The organism is Psychrobacter glaciei (genome assembly GCF_014652895.1).
In the GTDB taxonomy this organism is placed as follows: Bacteria; Pseudomonadota; Gammaproteobacteria; order Pseudomonadales; family Moraxellaceae; genus Psychrobacter; species Psychrobacter glaciei.
Map to the genome: position 1 here is coordinate 74,402 of NZ_BMZR01000002.1, position 18,812 is coordinate 93,213.

Annotated in this window: 16 protein-coding genes, 1 tRNA gene and 1 other RNA gene; 2 read left to right on the forward strand and 16 right to left on the reverse strand. The window is 43.0% G+C overall.

Annotated elements, in window-relative coordinates; genetic code table 11:
* Positions 1-100: 100 nt before the first annotated feature.
* The 14 genes from lepB to coaD all read right to left on the reverse strand — a co-directional run bounded on the left by lepB (position 101) and on the right by coaD (position 15,458).
* Entirely contained in the window at positions 101-1,003 is a 903-nt protein-coding gene (gene lepB, locus IE130_RS05105; RefSeq protein ID WP_189582723.1) for a signal peptidase I, read from the reverse strand.
* Positions 1,004-1,083: 80 nt separating this feature from the next.
* Entirely contained in the window at positions 1,084-2,880 is a 1,797-nt protein-coding gene (gene lepA, locus IE130_RS05110) for a translation elongation factor 4 (RefSeq protein WP_189582726.1), read from the reverse strand.
* Positions 2,881-3,154: 274 nt separating this feature from the next.
* Positions 3,155-4,375: a capsule polysaccharide biogenesis protein gene (locus tag IE130_RS05115; protein WP_227676138.1), complete on the reverse strand. Its 1,221-nt coding sequence runs from the start codon at positions 4,373-4,375 to the stop codon at positions 3,155-3,157.
* A 156-nt stretch (positions 4,376-4,531) separates the two neighbouring features.
* Positions 4,532-7,054, reverse strand: coding sequence for a capsule polysaccharide biogenesis protein (locus IE130_RS05120; protein ID WP_227676139.1), 2,523 nt, complete (start codon positions 7,052-7,054; stop codon positions 4,532-4,534).
* A 65-nt stretch (positions 7,055-7,119) separates the two neighbouring features.
* Positions 7,120-8,901: a polysaccharide biosynthesis/export family protein gene (locus IE130_RS05125; protein WP_189582732.1), complete on the reverse strand. Its 1,782-nt coding sequence runs from the start codon at positions 8,899-8,901 to the stop codon at positions 7,120-7,122.
* Positions 8,902-8,971: 70 nt separating this feature from the next.
* Entirely contained in the window at positions 8,972-9,988 is a 1,017-nt protein-coding gene (locus IE130_RS05130; protein ID WP_227676140.1) for a KpsE/RkpR family capsule polysaccharide export protein, read from the reverse strand.
* 67 nt (positions 9,989-10,055) lie between these two features.
* Positions 10,056-10,727, reverse strand: a complete 672-nt coding sequence (locus IE130_RS05135) for an ABC transporter ATP-binding protein (protein WP_189582738.1) — start codon at positions 10,725-10,727, stop codon at positions 10,056-10,058.
* A gap of 40 nt (positions 10,728-10,767) precedes the next feature.
* Positions 10,768-11,580 (reverse strand): ABC transporter permease, encoded by an 813-nt coding sequence (locus IE130_RS05140; protein WP_189582741.1) that lies wholly within the window; start codon positions 11,578-11,580, stop codon positions 10,768-10,770.
* A 236-nt stretch (positions 11,581-11,816) separates the two neighbouring features.
* Positions 11,817-11,893: transfer RNA gene (locus IE130_RS05145), tRNA-Met, on the reverse strand.
* 145 nt (positions 11,894-12,038) lie between these two features.
* Positions 12,039-12,421, reverse strand: an RNA gene (gene rnpB / locus IE130_RS05150) — RNase P RNA component class A.
* A gap of 85 nt (positions 12,422-12,506) precedes the next feature.
* The gene (gene bioD / locus IE130_RS05155) at positions 12,507-13,247 is read right to left on the reverse strand and encodes a dethiobiotin synthase (protein ID WP_189582744.1); all 741 of its coding nucleotides are present in this window, start codon (positions 13,245-13,247) and stop codon (positions 12,507-12,509) included.
* Positions 13,244-14,569: an adenosylmethionine--8-amino-7-oxononanoate transaminase gene (gene bioA / locus IE130_RS05160; protein WP_189582746.1), complete on the reverse strand. Its 1,326-nt coding sequence runs from the start codon at positions 14,567-14,569 to the stop codon at positions 13,244-13,246. Before bioA ends, bioD begins: the two co-directional genes overlap by 4 nt.
* A gap of 55 nt (positions 14,570-14,624) precedes the next feature.
* Positions 14,625-14,873, reverse strand: a complete 249-nt coding sequence (locus IE130_RS05165) for a YfhL family 4Fe-4S dicluster ferredoxin (protein WP_025651626.1) — start codon at positions 14,871-14,873, stop codon at positions 14,625-14,627.
* 60 nt (positions 14,874-14,933) lie between these two features.
* The gene (gene coaD / locus IE130_RS05170) at positions 14,934-15,458 is read right to left on the reverse strand and encodes a pantetheine-phosphate adenylyltransferase (RefSeq protein WP_189582749.1); all 525 of its coding nucleotides are present in this window, start codon (positions 15,456-15,458) and stop codon (positions 14,934-14,936) included.
* A gap of 252 nt (positions 15,459-15,710) precedes the next feature.
* Here coaD and smpB point away from each other — a divergent pair, with 252 nt between their 5' ends.
* Positions 15,711-16,187: an SsrA-binding protein SmpB gene (gene smpB / locus IE130_RS05175; RefSeq protein WP_010201796.1), complete on the forward strand. Its 477-nt coding sequence runs from the start codon at positions 15,711-15,713 to the stop codon at positions 16,185-16,187.
* A gap of 100 nt (positions 16,188-16,287) precedes the next feature.
* Here the strand turns inward: smpB and IE130_RS05180 are convergent, their stop codons facing one another.
* Positions 16,288-17,310, reverse strand: coding sequence for an EamA family transporter (locus IE130_RS05180; protein WP_189582752.1), 1,023 nt, complete (start codon positions 17,308-17,310; stop codon positions 16,288-16,290).
* A gap of 290 nt (positions 17,311-17,600) precedes the next feature.
* Between IE130_RS05180 and IE130_RS05185 the strand changes: the two genes are divergently transcribed.
* Positions 17,601-18,068, forward strand: coding sequence for an Lrp/AsnC family transcriptional regulator (locus IE130_RS05185; protein ID WP_189582755.1), 468 nt, complete (start codon positions 17,601-17,603; stop codon positions 18,066-18,068).
* Positions 18,069-18,185: 117 nt separating this feature from the next.
* Here the strand turns inward: IE130_RS05185 and IE130_RS05190 are convergent, their stop codons facing one another.
* Positions 18,186-18,809 carry a hypothetical protein gene (locus tag IE130_RS05190; RefSeq protein ID WP_189582758.1) on the reverse strand — a complete coding sequence of 208 codons (624 nt, stop codon included), beginning with the start codon at positions 18,807-18,809 and terminating at the stop codon, positions 18,186-18,188.
* Positions 18,810-18,812: the final 3 nt, after the last annotated feature.

Sequence of the window (18,812 nt, forward strand, 5' to 3'; positions counted from 1 at the left end):
ATTAGACAGTCACAATGATTGGATATTTAACATTATCGGATCATCATAATAGTAGCACGAAACTATTGTCTATAAATAAACACGCTGTTGTTCCATGACTTTAATCAATAGAGCCATTACGCGAAAAGGTGGGTACGTTGAGACCGGGTGGCTTATGCATCCAAATATAAACGGCCTTGCCTGCTAGGTTTTCATCAGGGACAAAGCCCCAAAAGCGACCGTCAGCACTGCGATCACGGTTATCACCCATCACAAAGTAATTACCTTCAGGAACCGTAATACGCCACTCGTTCCCTTCTGAGCTAACCACTTCTGGTGACTGCTGCTGCAAAAACGGCCCGTACTGCGAACTATTCATACCATTCAAGTAGCGAACGAGATGCTCATGCTCACCTTGTGTTTCTTGAAAATATTGCGCCTCACCTTCTTCTTGTTGACCCATTGCTGCAGCGTTTTCTTCCGTAAGTACTTGCCCTGGTGCAATTTGTCCTGGGGGATACAGCTGTGCAGTAAGCTCAGCATTGGCATCAAAATCGATTGATTTGGTTGCTACCGGTACGTCATTGATAGCAAGCGTGCCTTGATCATAGCTGACCGTATCACCCGGTAAGCCAATGACGCGCTTGATATAATAAATACTTGGGTTTTCTGGGTAACGAAATACGGCCACATCGCCATGTTCAGGCGCGCCTGTATCCAATACTTTATTATAAGTCAGTGGTAAACGCACGCCGTAGGCATACTTGTTGACCGCAATAAAGTCGCCTGTATATAACGTCGGCACCATAGAAGATGATGGGATATTAAAAGGCTCAATCAAAAATGAGCGCACTATTAATACCACTGCCAATACAGGGAAAAAATCATAAGCCCAGCGTACCAATAAGCTCTCTTGACCGCGACCACGTGTTTTGCGCTGTTTAAACGCTAGCTTATCTAATAGCCAAATAATACCCAAGCCAATAGTTAATGGCACTAAAATCAAATTAAAATCGAAATCCATACTAAATTGCCTATTAACGAGCTGCTTATCTGACTATTTTAATTTATAAGACTAGCGATGATTATACGTATGTCAATATCTTAATCGACTTGCAATACTGCTAAAAAGGCTTCTTGTGGAATTTCCACATTACCCACTTGCTTCATGCGTTTTTTACCTGCTTTTTGTTTGGACAGCAGTTTCTTTTTACGAGAAACATCACCACCATAACACTTGGCCAATACATCTTTACGCATGGCTTTGACAGTGCTACGTCCAATGATTTGACTGCCAATAGCAGCCTGAATCGCTACATCAAACATTTGGCGTGGTATCAATTCTTTCATTTTAGTAACAAGCGCATTACCACGGTAACGAGACTGGGTTTCGTGCACAATCATGGCTAGGGCGTCGACTTTGTCGCCGTTAATCAGCACATCTATTTTGACCAGCTTGTCGACTTGGTAACGTTCAAAGTTATAATCAAGCGAGGCAAATCCACGTGACACAGACTTTAGGCGATCAAAGAAATCCATCACCACCTCGCCCATCGGAATATCAAATATCAGCTGAACTTGACGTCCCATAAAGCGCATATCAACTTGGACGCCGCGACGCTCAATACATAGCGTCATAACGTTACCCAAATAATCTTGCGGTACTAAAATCTGACAGCGGGCGATCGGCTCACGAAACTCTTCAATGTTATTAGGTTCAGGCAGTCTTGACGGGTTATCGACATAAATAATACTGCCATCTTTTTTTACAATCTCATAAATAACCGACGGTGCCGTGGTGATGAGATCCAAGTCATACTCACGCTCTAGGCGCTCTTGGATAATCTCCATGTGCAGCATACCCAGAAAGCCGCAACGGAAACCAAAACCAAGCGCATCTGAGGTATCTGGCTCAAAAAACAACGAGGCATCGTTAATTTGCAATTTTTGCAACGCTTCACGAAATTTTTCGAAGTCAGTAGATTCGACAGGGAACATACCGGCATAGACTTGCGGCGTTACCTGCTTAAATCCAGGAATACGATCAACATCAGGCGTTTTGGCATGGGTAATCGTATCACCAACGGGCGCACCAGCAATATCTTTAATCCCGGCAATAATAAAGCCAACTTCACCAGCTTCCAAAACACCCGTATCTAGAGGTTTTGGTGTGAAAACACCGATAGAGCCGACCAAGTGCGCCTCTTTGGTGGACTTGATATAGAGCTTGTCACCTTTACGTATGGTTCCTTGACGCACACGTACTAAAGAGACCACACCCAAATAATTGTCAAACCATGAGTCAATAATCAACGCCTGTAGCGGGGCTTCACGGTCACCGGTGGGTGCGGGAATAAAAGCAACCAAAGCCTCTAGTAATTTATCCACACCAAGACCAGATTTCGCTGATACACGTGGGGCATCGACAGCATCGATACCAATGATGTCTTCAATCTCTTGAATAACACGCTCAGGCTCAACTTGTGGTAGGTCAATTTTGTTTAAAACTGCCATCACTTCTAAGCCTTGATCGACTGCGGTATAGCAGTTAGCGACCGATTGTGCTTCCACGCCTTGCGCCGCATCTACGACCAATAGCGCCCCTTCACAGGCAGCCAATGAACGCGAGACTTCGTAAGAGAAATCAACGTGGCCTGGCGTATCAATAAAGTTGAGCTGATAGCGCTCGCCATTTGGGTGGTCATAAAACAAAGTCACTGACTGCGCTTTGATGGTGATACCACGCTCACGCTCAATATCCATTGAGTCGAGTACTTGCGCCTGCATTTCACGGTCTTGCAAGGCACCGCACATTTGAATGAAACGATCGGCAAGGGTCGATTTGCCATGATCAATGTGGGCAATGATAGAAAAGTTACGAATATTGGCTAATGCAGTCACAAAGCGCCTACTAAATTAAGGGTGATAGAATAATGATCGGTTCGCAAAAAGGGCTATAACATCCATTGCTGCGACGTACCGATATATGCAGGTATTCTAGCAGTTTTCCACTGTAAAGTAAGGCGATTTTATTAGTAGGAATTGGAATGGCTGCTGACACTAACGACTGAATAGCGTTAATGGTTAAATAAGCGCTTAATTTAGCTTTTTATAACGCAACGTTAAACGCTGTAATGAATCAAAGAACATTGATAGCCAACTCCTGCTTGATGAGCTATTTAGCCGTATCAGAGATTGCGCTGGTGTCTCTATTTGTTTGCTTTAGATATTTGTACATCCATGGCGATCGACCATAAAAAGCCCCATTGATTTGTGTCTGCTCGATCAGATACTCACGGAATCTTAAATAGAACTCATTGTCTGGGTCTTTAGGATGCTGCCAAAAATCATCAAGCGGCTTTGGGTCGGTCAGTTTTGGGGTGTCGTAAATCGCCCGACCCATCACCTTAGTAGGTTTTTTGTGGTATACCGACTGCAATCCTGTTGTACTGTTAATCGTCACCATGCCGATACTATGCTTCATCAAGGTTGGTAGATGCATATCGCAGCCATAAAAAACGCGGTGACTGACCTGATAGCGTGTGGCTAAACTGGAGACCAATTCACGATAGTCTCGATGACCACGATCTAAGGGATGGTGTTTAAATACCAATAACTGTGTCTGATTCGCATGACTTGCAAAGCTTGCAATGGCTTCATCAATAAACTGTACTATGTCATGATAATCACTATGATGGGTAATCTGCGAGTCATTATGGACTTGTAAGCTGATCAAGAAATAATTATCACTTTCTTGATTGGTCAGCCTCTTTTGTAGTTGTTTATCAGGTAAATACCCTCGCAATTTACGCCATGGCGCTTTGAGCCACGCGATTGCCTCTTGCCATGCCGTCATGCCACGGTAATGTGAATAATGCGGATAGCGGCTTTTGTATAGCCAAGCGATAATATAATAAACAATAGCGGCAATACTTAGCCGATAAAAGCGATTGTGCGTATAGATTGGATGGTCATTGGCCTTTTTGAGCGCTTTAATATCTTCAGTATTTAAGCGTGAATAGCCATTAATACCATACTCTTGCAAGGTAATATAATCAGGTCGTAAATAGCCTTCTTCAAACACAAAAAATGAGGTGCCTAATTTTTCACTGATACAGGACGCTTGCGTATGATGTGGGCGACAGTCGCCAAAACATACAATCGCATCAATATTATGCTCAGCAATAAAAACCTGCAACCAAGATGAAAAGTGCGCCAAAGTACCCGTATATTCATGCGTATTGGGATGGCTATAAAAAAAAGCATCGCCTGCATTAAAGTTTACTTTACTCACTTGAATATTTTGAGTTTGCAAAAATGTAGAAAAACGGTCAAAAAATCCGCCCATCTTTCCCTGTAACAGCAAAACGTGTCGATGAGTAAGCAAATGAGACATCGAAGCTGCCATAGTATTGAATTACCATTAATTGAAGGATAAAAGAGCAAAGCAAGAGTGGTCGTTAAACCGCGTGAATAGACATTAATTATCAATGATTATACCGAAAAAGCCCATACTTGTCGCAGTGGTTTTACATCACGTGTTTAGAGCAAATTAACGAAGCACGCTACGTAGACGCTGCTGCCATTGATGACGCTGCTGCATAAAACGGGTGGCAGCTTGGCGCTTCAACTGACTGGGTACGGCTGAAAGTTTCTTAGAAATAGAGATTGTTTTGACCGAATTATTATTTATTTCATTTTGAGTTGCGGCAAAAGCGTTATTTTTTGGCGGGTACAAGTAATCAATGACTTGCTCAACTTGCGCCAGCCCATAACCATCGGGAAGTCGATATAAAGGATAGTCTATCAACGTGCAATGCAGCAGTTGTTCAAGTGTCAATGCTGTGTCTCGTTTGCGCCTGCTTAGATACTCAGCTTTTAATGGTAGCTGTGCATCAATATCAGTCGTTAGGCCCCAGCCTGCATAAAACGGTAAACCGTAGCAAGTCACTTTTAAGCCACGTAACAAGGCTTCAAATCCCGTCAATGAACTCATGGTATGCACCTCGTCGACACCCTCTAAACAGTCCGGCATCGCTGTATCATAAGCGACCGCTTGAACTTGTTTTAGATGCGCCTCTCCTACCTTACCTACGCGCAATCCCGCCTCAACATCTGGATGAGGCTTGTAAATCAGATAAGCCTCTGGATTGTCTCGCTGTACACGCTCAATCAAGCCGCTATTGGTCTTAATTTCTGAACCACAATATTGCACCGATAAATCATCTTCGACTTGTCCAACGATAAGAATGCGGTGTTTTCCAGATACCTTTGCATTATGTACCCAAGAAGTATGCTGGCTATCAGCATTACCGATATCGGTCCCAACATTGTATTTACTCACCCGCTGACTAAGCAACTTATCTTGAAGTTGTTTTATACGCCTACTTTGCTGTGGGCTCATCGCCTGACAATGACGTAATAATGTTTCCAAATCTGACGGCTGCGTCGCGTCATAGTAGATACCTTGCTTGTCTATAACCACTGACAATGGCGCCAGCAAGGTCGCACCCAAACCGTTTGAGCGAATAAACCCGTCTTCCATGCAGTAAATAGATGGCATCTGTAAATGCTGTTGCTTGGAAAGCTTGGCCTGTAGTTTTTTTTGTATTTGTTGACGCTTCGCTAAACCCCATACTAATAGCGGTTGCTGATAATTGACGCGTAAGTGATCAGGGTGCAGCAAATTCTTGAGGCGTGGTTTGGGTTTTATAAACAGAGTGGTACGGGGCAGATGAACGAAAGCCTTCACAAACGGCAGCTTCCAGCGGCTAAACTCATATACCGTCAAATTACCCTCAAGGCGTCCTTGCCAATAGCGATTAGTCACTAGCCATTTAATAGCCGTGTCAATCTCGCAGGCTTGCTTGGTGGCTGGATCTACATAGCGACTGTAATCGATATAGGCGCTATAAAATAACGTTTCTAGCGTCGCAGATATTTTTTTAGCAAATGATGTAGGAAATGATTTAGGAAATAATGCAGGAGTTGAATTCCCCTTAGCCTCTCGTAGTTTGGTGGCAAGTTTTTGACGACGTTTCTCGACCGCTTTAAGCAGATTTTTGGGTGCACCGCTGTCATCGGTCAGTCCCCAGCCACTATACCAATTAACACCAAAGCAATGCACTATCTTACCAAGCATCAATGCTTCAAAGCCCATATGCGAGCTAACGGTATAAACATCGCTAACTTGCGTTAACAATTCGATAGGGTTAAGCGCCTGAGTTAATAGTCGGACGTTTTTTGGTAACTTTAAATTGGTCAGATATCCTGATTTTGAGGCAGGGTGAGCCTTGATCCAAATATGAGCATTTGGATGACTACGGCATGCAGATTTTAACATCTTCTTAAACTGACGTTTGTTCGCACCAGCACCTTTAATAGACGCGTCGCCAACCACTTGGTCAATTAATAAAACATGCGATGTTAAAGTGCTTTCTTTTGGATTTGGATTTGCTTCATTAGCCAACTTGTCCAATGATGGACAATCGATAACTGAGTTGTACTTGCTAAGCTTTTCGTCGCATATACGTACCATCAGTTGTCGAGCGCGTTCTTCATCTATACTTTTATTATTGGTCGTAATAGCCTTTTTAGTACGCTCAATAATCAGTTGATCAAGGCGTGAGCGCTGCGTTAAATCAAAGTAGATACCAATATCATCAGTGACGACGCTCAGCCCATAGCGGCTACTGAGCCCTGAATCTAACGACCGTAAAAAACCATCCTCGATACTTAATGTAGGAATATCTTGGCGTTTGGCAGCATGCTGTGCTCGTTGATAGCTTTTCTTATGACCCCAACCGATAAAGGCATCAGGGGCTTCAATGCCTATATTAAGGCGTTGTTGCAAGCTTGACCAAGGATACCAACGCTGAATGTCTGCTCGTAGGACGCTCGATAATAAAAGGTTATTACGGCGCATACCTTTACCGACTACCGCCAGACGTTTTGGTGCTTTGGGTTTTAATACCTCAGGTTTCAATACTTCAGGCTTCGGTAATGGCGACAATAGTGCATCATCAAAGGTAGACATTCCTTGCATCTCATCCTTATGCTTTACACTTTTTGCCATTCTCGATACCTTTATTAGTCATTATTAGTCATTGATGTCTCAATCTACATAACCAGTATGAACCGTTATAGATCTAATACAACCTTAGCCGCAATTGCCAATTGATAGATAATTTGCGATAAGCCACGAGCAATTTCCACACGCTTGGTTTTGACTTTCGGGAGCACCATAATCTCATCACCCTGCTGAATACGGTAGGCAGTGTTGACCACTTCACTAGCGCCATTTTGATGAATAATCAAAATTTCTTTAACGTCGGCATTATCAGAGAAACCACCAGAATTGGCAACATAATCACCAACGGTATAATCAGGATTAAAGGTAAGTGCGCCTTGTGCTCGTACTTGACCATTAACTGTAATGACTGATGTTTGCGCTGGTATCTCAATAATATCGCCTTGTTGCAGAATAATATCCTGCCACGAGTTTGGCACAACAACAATCTGACCATCAGTCTGTACATTACGCGCCTTGGCGACGAACTGCTTAACCAGTGCAGCATCATCTTGGCGTAGTGCTGCTTCTTCACGAGTCGTTGACTGAGTGGCTAGTGTTAACTCTTCCAAACGATCAAGCGATTCATTAATCATGCGTTTTTGTTGTTCAGCAACAGATTGACGATATATGGTGAGATGCGTCAGTTTCGCCAGTGGACTCGGCTGCAATTGAGGGACGATATCTTTTAGGCGAGCACCGTATGGTACAACCATCGCGCCATTACCCGTATGCGCACCTTTCACCTGTACAGCGATGGTGCCTGCATAGCGATCTGAGGTCACTACCATTTGATCGCCATTATAGACAGGGACATTCTGCGCTTCTGCAAGGGAATAATACTCTGCCGTTTGCGCTCGTCCTGCACTGCGAGTGATACTAACGTTGGTGGCATTCGCTGCTGGACTGGCCACTTGTAATACGTCACCAATGGTCAAATCATTCACATCAAATTCAAAGGTGTATTCATTCTGAACTTGCCCACCCACTACAAACGTTTTTTTCTGCGGCGCAACCGTAATCACATCGCCGTCACGAAACGCAAATGATTGTAATTTGCCCGCTAATAAAAAATCATATAAATTGACTTGCTGTAGCATCTGACCATTGCGTTTGATTTGGATATCAATGTAACTACCACGTGTTGGGTCGACACCACCTGCACGATCTAAATAAGACAACACCGAATCTGCGGCAAGCCCACCGTAGTAACCAGGTTGTTTGACAAAGCCAGTCACGAAAACTTTAACCGGTTGTGCTTGCTCTAAAGATGCATAAACACCAACGTTCGAGCGGTAAATGCGACTGACAGCACTCTTGACCACGTTTTGTAGACTGCCATTTTGCACACCAGAAATACGGACTGGACCAACATTAGGCAAAAAGATATTGCCTTGCGGATCAACAGTTGTCGTTGCCGCATATTGATAGGCACCCCACATCCGCACCTGTACATTATCACCAGGGTTGATCACATAGCTGTCGTTAAAGGTAGAGCCAGAAGTCGTCGAGAACGCACCACGAAATAACTGTTCGCCAAACATCAAATCTTGGGTATTGATGTCTTGATAAGGGCGTGTGGTGTTAATAACCGACTGACTCGGTAAGCTTGCTGCAGCGACTGCCTCTTGAGTCGTTGCTTGACCTGGCACACCGCCAGCAAAAGCTTGCGTTGAGACATTGATATTGCTGCGGTTTTGGTCTTGACTCATGCTATTGCTACTAGTGCCAAAGCTAGATCCTGATATTTGATCCGCATAACTGGTCGCTGCGAGTGCTGAGATGCTGGTCGCAGCCATCGTCAAGCTCATTACCTTAATCATCGTCACGATAGGACGTGGTTTTATGTTCATGCGTTGTATTCCTTTGCAGATCTGTCGATCATTACTGGTATCTGGTTTGTCAAAACTGCCTTGATCAAATCTAGCTACGATGGTCACGAACCACTGCCATCACTAAACGTACGAAGCCATAAAGCATCAAAAGCAATGCAAGCGATGTCCAAATGATATAAATGTGACGTGGATATGATGACTCTTCAGCCTCATAAGGGGTTGAAATCACAATCAAGTTTTTCATCTTTTTAAAGGCTTCTAAACGTGCCTTTTCAAGCGATGATAGTGACAACTTATATAGTTCAGTGGCAAACTCAACGTCGGCTTTAATCGTCTCAAACTGTACCGCTTGACGGTTCAATTTGGTGGTGTTTGGTGACGTCAATTTGGTTTGTTCTTGATTGATTTGCTCTTCAACCGCTTTTATCTGACTTCTTAATGACACCACTTGCGGTGCATCTGGATTCAAATAGCTGAGCAGTTGTCGCTCTTCTGTGCGTAATGAGCTAAGCTGCGCTTGTAAGCTACCAATCAGCTGATTAACAATTTGGGCATTGGCTTGCGGATCATAAATCTCATTTTCGTTTTGATAGTTAAGTAGCTGCTCTTTGGCATCATTCAAGCGATCTTGTGACTCATCGAGTTGCGTCTCTGCAAATACTAGCTGATCACGAGCAACTTCTTGTGAGATACGGTTTACAAACTGCTCAGACTCACTCAAAATCGCTTTATTAAGCTCAAAAGCATAAGCCGAATCAAAGGCCTCTGTCGATACTGAAAGCACATAGCTTTGTTCGTCAAGATTGATATGGACACGGCTTTTGAAATATTCGAGTAAATCTTCTTGCGAGGCATCAGGGTCAATTTCATTGAGAGGATCTGAGCCATCAACATGATAAGCTTCTCGGAACTTGAACTTGTTATCGAGGCGCTTCACAATATCGTTAGACAAGATATATTCAGTCAGATAGGTTGCATCTTCTTTACTGGTGCTATTCACACCCAATAAGGCCGATAAACCGCCACCAGATGGCACGCTAGATTCGCTCACTTGTTTTACGACCACATCAGCCGTCGAAATAAACCGCGGATGTGCAAGGGTCATGACATAAAATATCACTAGCACCCAAGGGAGGACCACCAAGCCAATAAACAGCGAGAAGTCAATTATCTTATTTTTTCGCTTTGTGGACATGCTCTTCATATACCTCAATCGCTTCTGTTGTGTCTTCAAAGACGTGTGCTGTTTGATCCATTAGCACAATACCAATATCGCAATTACGCTTAATATCACCGATGTTATGCGATACTATTAAAAACCCTGCTTGTGCACGTCTCGCTGCCAAAATCTCTTCACTACGCTTACGAAAAGCTGCATCACCAACGGCACCTGCCTCATCGAGCATATAGTAATCAAAATCAAACGCTAAGCTTAAGCCGAACGTCAAGCGTGCTTTCATTCCTGATGAGTAGCTCTTAACCGGCATATCGAAATAATTACCAATATCTGCGAACTCTTCAACGAAACGAATCTTTTCATCAATATAAGGACCACTAGAATAAAGACGACAAACGAAACGGACATTTTGACGACCTGTCAAGCTTCCTTGAAAACCGCCGGCTACCCCCACTGGCCAAGAAATAGTCGAGTTGGTGATAATCTCTCCGTGATCAGGCTTATCTAGTCCGCAAATAATACGTAATAAAGTTGACTTCCCCGCGCCATTACGACCAAGTAAACCGACACTTTGTTTATCACCAATGGTCAGATTTAAGTCTTTGAATAAATAATGCCGACCTTGCTTTGTCATAAATGACTTAGAAACACCTTTAATCTCAATCATTCGCTTGCCCTAAGTTAAAACGGATATCACACTTGATGATTTATTTAGAGCGTATTAGATCTCTTTCTACTGCTTTATACATCAATAAACCTAAGAAGTTTACTGCCACCATCCACTTTAAAAAATAACCTATATCAATATGATATGCAGGATAAGTAGGCGATAGTGCATTCCTCATTAACTCAATATTATGAACAAATGGAACATATAATAAATAACTAAAATACGGCTCTGGGATAATATGAATAGAATACATAATACCGGACGCAAAATATAAGATAGTAAAAATCAAACTGATAATTTTGCTAATCTCACCACCATAGTAGCCAACAACCATCATTATCATGGCCAAACCAAAACCAAATAAAAACAAGGTCAACCAGCAAAACAAGACTATATTTAAATGCGCAAGACTAATAGGGATACCGATAAAAGCAAGTATGACTAACAACAGTATAAAGGTGAAAAAATAAATCACTAGCTCTAAACATGAACGGGCAATAATGACATCAATGTGCCGTACCGAGCGATACATTAATAGACCTTGGTTGGCCTCAACTGCTCCTAACGATCGTATTGCTATCGTACTCATCATGCGAAATGGTACCAATCCTGCGACCAAAAACAGCATGTAGTCCATTCCTGGCAATACACGAGTCATAATAGCGCCAAATATTATTAAATAAATAGCAACTTGGAACATTATTTCTAATGGCGCCCAGAGATAGCCCAAGCGATAACCACCAAAGCGAGTTTGTAGTTCACGCATCAATAATGCATGAAATGCGGCACCCATGACTTTGAGGCCACTACGATGCTTGATCGGACGATAAGGAGGTAATTGTACAGACATGGCGTTACAGGACTTTACCGAAAACAGCCCCTATGATAAGTAAGCGCGACATAAGTTACAACAATTAATCTGTGTCTAAACAGATAAGCCTATGATTTAGTAAGAAATCAGCAAGTAATTAAAGTCAAAAACTCGATTTACCTACCATTGATAGATACTCACGTCACATATTTTAGGCAAAAAAAAACCAATCACGAAGGATTGGTTTTTTTTAATGTTACTAGTCTTGCTATAAATGGTGGCGATGAAGAGACTTGAACTCTTGACCTCACGATTATGAGTCATGCGCTCTAACCAGCTGAGCTACATCGCCATTTTAGGCTCGGTATTATGCCCAAGTTGACTAACCTCGTCAACCCCCAAAAGGCATTTTTTTCGAAAAAATATGGCATTTTCTGCAAATAAATACTCACCAACATACAGTAAGCATTTTATAAATACAATTTCAGCCATTAAAAAGGTTTGGTAAACCGATAAGCCGGGTTCTGTCGTGGACAATCATTCCTCTAGGCGTACAATCGCTCGTACGCTCAAGCAACCTACCCGCATCGAACGCGGGCCGCGCCATGCCGATGCCTATTTGGTCTTGCTACGCGCGGAGTTTACCATGCCGTGAACTGTTGCCAGCCACGCGGTGCGCTCTTACCGCACCCTTTCACCCTTACCGATGACATGAATATCTTGCGATACCTATATAAGCCAAAGGCGGTCTACTCTCTGCTGCACTGGTCGTCAAGTTACCCTGCCCAGCCGTTAGCTGGCACGCTGCCCTATGTAGCCCGGACTTTCCTCCCCTGCTCATCTGTTGCCAGTGTGCAGCGGCGATTGCCTAGTCTACCAAGCGCGCTAGTATAGCAAATCTAATCGCCGTCTAGGAATATCTTTTACGCTTATTTGTATTCACAAAGATATTATTCATAAACTACTTAAATAAAGTCCTTTGGCAAAGACCATGTCTGATACTTAAACGCTGTTTTAGTATCAGACATTGAATGGTTTTCTAAATGGGGTAACTGTAGCCAGTGTGTCGTTGGATAATATTGCTGTAGATGATTCTGTAAAAACTCAATCGTGCTATCGGCTATCTCGACATCAGTATTATCGGTATCGTCATGGATATGATTATAGACAACAGTATGAACCTGTAAGCCTCGCTGGGTAATAGCTTCGAGACTAAGTAAGGTATGATTGATACTACCTAAGCGACCCGAAGTAACTAAAAGAATCGGATAGCCTTGAGCAGCAATGTAGTCTAAGACGAATAGCTGCTCAGTAATGGGCACTAGCAATCCGCCTGCGCCTTCTAATAACACTACTTCATAATCAGCTTGCAAGCTTTTTGTAGCGTTCGTAATAACTTCAGGATCGAGTGTTTGTTTGGATAGTCTACTCGCAAGATGCGGTGAAGCAGGTTTTTTATAACGATAAGGACAAGTAGTAAAATCCAAATCACAAGGCTGTAGCGGTATGTCCATCAACGCGCGGTGCGTGATGATATCATCAGCAATACCCATTTCACCGGTCATTGGATTGACACTAACGCCCGTTTGGACTAACTTTTGAGTGATAACGTTTGTGCCTTGCTGCATTAAGGCTTTTGCAAGCATTCCAGTGGCATAGGTTTTGCCAATATCGGTATCGATACCAGAGATAAATAGCACGCTCATAGCAGAACTCTATCGGTCGTAGAAATTTGACCCAAGTAAGCAGTGACGACGGTTAGTAATGACTGGCATAACGTTACCAGCTCATCATCAGTGATGATGTAAGGCGGCATAATATAGACCAACTTACCAAAGGGTCTGACCCAAATACCATTTTCAATCAGCAATGTTTGAAAGGTCGGCATATCAACGGCTTCTTGCAGCTCAATCACTGCTACCGCACCCAAACAACGCACCTCAGCAACACCATTTAACATAGCAGCTGGAGCAAGTTGCTGTTCCATGACAGATTGCATATTGGCTGTACGCGCTTCAATATCATAGGACAATATTAAATCAATGGAGGCACAAGCAACAGCACATGCCAGCGGATTACCCATAAAGGTTGGGCCATGCATCAGTGCTGGATAATCGCTTTGGCTAATGGTATTAGCAATATGGCGCGTACATAAAGTCGCGGCAAACGTCATATAACCGCCCGTCAAGGCTTTACCAATCGTCATGATATCAGGGCTGATACCCGCATGCTCACAAGCAAACAGCTTGCCACTACGTCCAAAACCAGTGGCGATTTCATCCGCAATCAATAGCACATCATGTTCATCGCACAGTTGACGAAGCAATTGCAGATATTCAGGGCTATAAAAACGCATGCCACCAGCGCCTTGGATAATCGGCTCGATAATAAAGCCTGCCAGCTTATCGCTATGCTCATCAAAAAACGTTGTCAGTGCGGTGCGTTCTTCTTCCACTAAAACACGCTCAAACCCTAATGGCGGGGCAGGAACGAAGTACTGCATCGGTAATTGTTTGCCATACAAGCTGTGCATACCATTAATAGGATCGCAAACACTCATCGCATGCCACGTGTCGCCATAATAACCAGAGTGGGTTGAAGCAAACTGGCATTTTTGTGGACGCTTGGCGGCAATCTGATATTGCAATGCCATCTTAAGTGCAACTTCTACCGCAATACTGCCGCTGTCCGCATAGAAAATAGCCTCTAAACCATCAGGAACAATATCGAGCAGCTTTTTGCCTAAATCTATCGCTGGCTGGTGCGTCAAACCACCAAACATGACATGCGCCATTTTGCCCAACTGCTCAATCATCGCCGCATTTAGTTTGGGATGATTATAGCCATGTGCACTCGCCCACCACGACGACATGCCATCGATCAGGCGCGTACCATCTTCGGTGATGATATAGATGCCCTCTGCACGATCAATAACGATATTGGGATAAGTCGGTGGTAGGCTGGCATACGGGTGCCAAAGATGCTGCTGGTCAAAGTCGCTCGTTATCTGGCTTGCATTTATCGTCATTACATTGTCCCTAAAGCGCTTTAAATCCAGATGTTATCAATAGTATATGAGTCACTTATTGACCAGTAATGCGTTTGTATTTAGACATCAAATCACTTTCAGTTTCGACATGGTTAGGATCATGAGGAATACAGTCAACCGGACAAATAACCACGCATTGCGGCTCATCGAAATGACCGACGCATTCCGTGCATAAATCAGGATCGATGACATAGATATCATCGCCTTCTGAGATGGCTTCGTTTGGGCAGGCAGGCTCGCACACATCACAATTGATGCATTCATCAGTAATTAATAGCGCCATAAACTGCTCCTTATTGTTTATTATTAGCCTATATGCTGTAGCTATGAGCTTATTAAAGGGCTAGCTGTCTTTAATAGACAGTTTTTTTGTAAAAGCCTGTGCCACACACGGAGGGACAAATTTATTGACATCGCCGCCAAGTCTGGCTATTTCGCGAATCATCGTCGACGAGATAAATGAATAGTTTTGAGAAGGGGTCAAAAACACCGCTTCAAAGTTTTCGTCGAGCTCGCGATTCATATTAGCGAGCTGAAACTCATATTCAAAATCCGACATCGCCCGTAGACCACGCAATACCGCAGTGGCGTTTTTTTCACGCATAAAATCTACTAACAAGCCTTCGAAACCAATGACCGAGACTTGCGGTAAATCTTCGAACACGGTCTCTACTAAAGTGACGCGCTCTTCGAAATTAAATAACGGTTTTTTATGATGCCCTGAGGCAACGGCGATGACGACCTCATCAAACAGCTTGGTTGCACGCTTGACCAAGTCCACATGACCATTGGTAATCGGGTCAAAAGTGCCAGGATATAAAATTTTGGTGTGCAGCTTTGAGGAATTGGAAGTAATAGAGTGGCTCATAACATGGCTAATATAGTCGGTAATATTACGCCATATGCTAGCAAATTTTGCCCGAACTTAATACTTATCTGCTACATTTGTCCTAACAGCTGACTTACATTTTTGTGAGGTGCTTTGCTACAATAGGCGGTTCGACTCATCCGTCTTATTATTCGAATGTAAGATAATCCAATTAAACGGGTTAGGATGAGGAATTAGTAGGACTGGTCAGATAAGAACACGATACTTTTGAGTGATTCTTATGGAGAAATTATGTCAAAAAAATCAAAAAAACCGGAAAATCAAATTTGTGCGAACAAAAAAGCTAGACACGAGTACTTCATTGAAGAAACGTTTGAGGCAGGATTGTCGTTACAAGGTTGGGAAGTCAAAGCCATTCGCGCGGGCAAAATGACCATTACCGAAGCTTATATCATCTTCCGTAATAATGAGGCTTTTATATTTGGTGCGCATATTCAGCCGCTACTATCCAGCTCTACGCATGTCAGTCCTGATAGTATCCGTACCCGTAAACTGCTGCTCAATCGCCGCGAAATCGAAAAATTGATGGGTGCAGTTAACCAAAAAGGCTATGCCTGCGTGCCATTATCCTGCTATTGGAAAAACTCGCTGGTGAAATGTCAAATTGGCTTAGCATTGGGTAAAAAGCAGCATGACAAACGCAAAACGCTTAAAGATCGTGATTGGGAACGTGATAAGCAACGTGGCTTTAAACAGCATTTAGATTAATGGACGAATGAAATAATTCACTTTAATCTAAGGTAAAAAGGACGGCTCGATTAATTGAGCCGTCCTTTTTATCGCTTATCCATATTGTCAATCGTAGCTCCTACGCAACTTGTTTTTTGACTGAAGATGATAAGTTTTTGCGAGCGCGGCGCAGTTGACGAATACCATGAGTAACCAAACAAGCAATACCCAGCCAAATCAAGCCATAGCTATAAATCATTGCTGATTCAAATGGATTGCCCAACACGGTGATTGCCAATATGAATAATAATGCAGGCTCCAAATAACTCATCATACCGTAGACATTTACCGGCAGGATTTGACTGGCATCCACGTTGGTTTTCATGGCTAACACGCTCATGACACCCAGACCTGCCAGCATCATGATAAAAAAACCAGAGCCACTAACAAGCATTAAACTACTCGGTGCTATCAAAAACAAATAAGCCAAAGCAAATGGCGCGAATATCGTCAAATCGACCAATAATCCAGTCACAGCACCGATTCCTTGCAAACGACGCAAGATATAATAAATAGGATACGTACCGCAGACCCAAAGCGTTGCCCAAGAGATACTTTGCGTACGGATAATTTCACTGCCGACCCCTAATGCGGCAAAGCCAACCGCCAACCATTGCAGACGGCTTAACTTTTCGCCAAAAAAGACGCAGCCAAATATAACCATCATTAGTGGGAATAAGAAATAACCCATCGCAGTTTGTACACCTTGCCCATTCACGGGTGCCCACATAAATAACCAAAACTGACTTAAGAATATCGGCGTTGGTAATAACAACCACACCCATTGCTTCACAGTACCTAGCACTTTTAACTTATCAATATGAACACCTAAGCGCCCACTAATCAGCAAATATCCTATCAGTGCCGCCCACATCGCTAGCATACGCCAGATAAACACTTGCGTACCTGATAATGGCGCTAAAAAGCTGCTATAAGCATAAAGCACACCAAACAACAAATTCGACAGCACGGCCAACGCTACGCCTAACATTAATGTGCGCTGCTGTGCGCTACCTGCTGTCCAAATATTAGGCAGTGGTAAGCGCGAAACAGTCGTTGCGAGCGTATTTGCAAAGACAGTAGAAAGGATGGAAGTAGACATAAAAGCACCGTACATTTAAATAGATATTAGGAGACCAGCTATTAGCTTTGATTTGTCATGACTAAGCTTTTTTGAGCTCTAGGCTCTGATTGCTAAGCTTTGATTGTTGATCTTGATTAACAGCATCTATTTTACGAATTAATGATGAGATATTATTGCTATAACAACCTATTTATAAATAAATTTATCTTTTTGAGCACTCAAAACTGAATATTTTCTTATCTTTTAATTTATAGTGATAATAATGATAAAAACGAATAATGAAAGCATTTCATAGAAGGGAGAACATAATGAGCCAAATTTTAGATGATATCGATAAAGCTATTTTAAATCTATTACAAGACGATGCGACCTTGCCATTAAAAACGGTGGCAGAACAAGTGCATGTGTCTATCGCTACTGCCCAGCGCCGTATCCAAGCATTAATCAGCAACGGCGTCATTACCAAGCAGGTCGCTATCGTTGACCCAAATAAGGTGGGTTACGGACTGACTGCCGTGGTGATGATAGAGATGGCGCGCTCAAATACTTCGATGCAGCATCGATTTGAGCGCTTGATGAATACACAGCCACAGGTCATGAGCTGCTATGAAGTGTCAGGTGACGCGGATTTTATGTTGATGGTCAATGCCAAAAATATGAGTGATTACCATCGATTCACGACAGGTTTGCTCACTTATGAGAATAATGTGCGCAACTTTAAAAGCCAATTTGTGATGAATTTCACTAAAAGTGGTACAAAGATTTTATTGGATTGACGCTAGCATGATGATTTGTTTGCGATGAATAGAATTTTTATAAAATATTAAAATTGAGCGTTAGAGCGCGTCATGAACTAGCATAGGAACTCCTTCATAACGCGCCCCAGCACTAGATCAAAACAGCTTTTCGACCACTGCTTTTGGATGACGTTGTTTGGCAATCTCCGCCACCTGAAATAAGATGTTATCGGCCTCAACGGGCCCTGCAATATCGCACAGGCAGACGTAAGCCAGTTGAACCACATTGTTTAAAATATACATGTCATCGGGTACTACAGGACGACCACCATCTAAAAACTGACTAATGTTAAGCGTATGCCCTTTGAAGGTGCGTTCTTTCGAAACAGTTTGGTGCAAGGTTTGAAACAGACTGCGATTATCTGGTGCGGTCAATTGATTGCTAAACGCTTCCATTACCGTATAAAATGCTTGAACCGCTTCGGATTCAGACTTTTGTCCATTAACCGTCTTAGCCTCAGTAACTGCCTCAGTCAATTGATGACTGTCTGCTTGCATCGTATCCCAAAAACCTTTACGAATATCAGACTTATAGGCTTTTAGCTCAGGATAGCGTCTCGTTGCCTCCAAAACGCACTGCTGCATCATTTTTACGGAAACCGTAGAATACTGTCGCCATTGAGCCGTGAGAAGCAAGACTTCCTCAGGATTTAAATATTTTGCCAGTACTATCGCCATCGCGGACACGGTTCGTTCTACTGATTGAGTTTTAATAGTCATCAG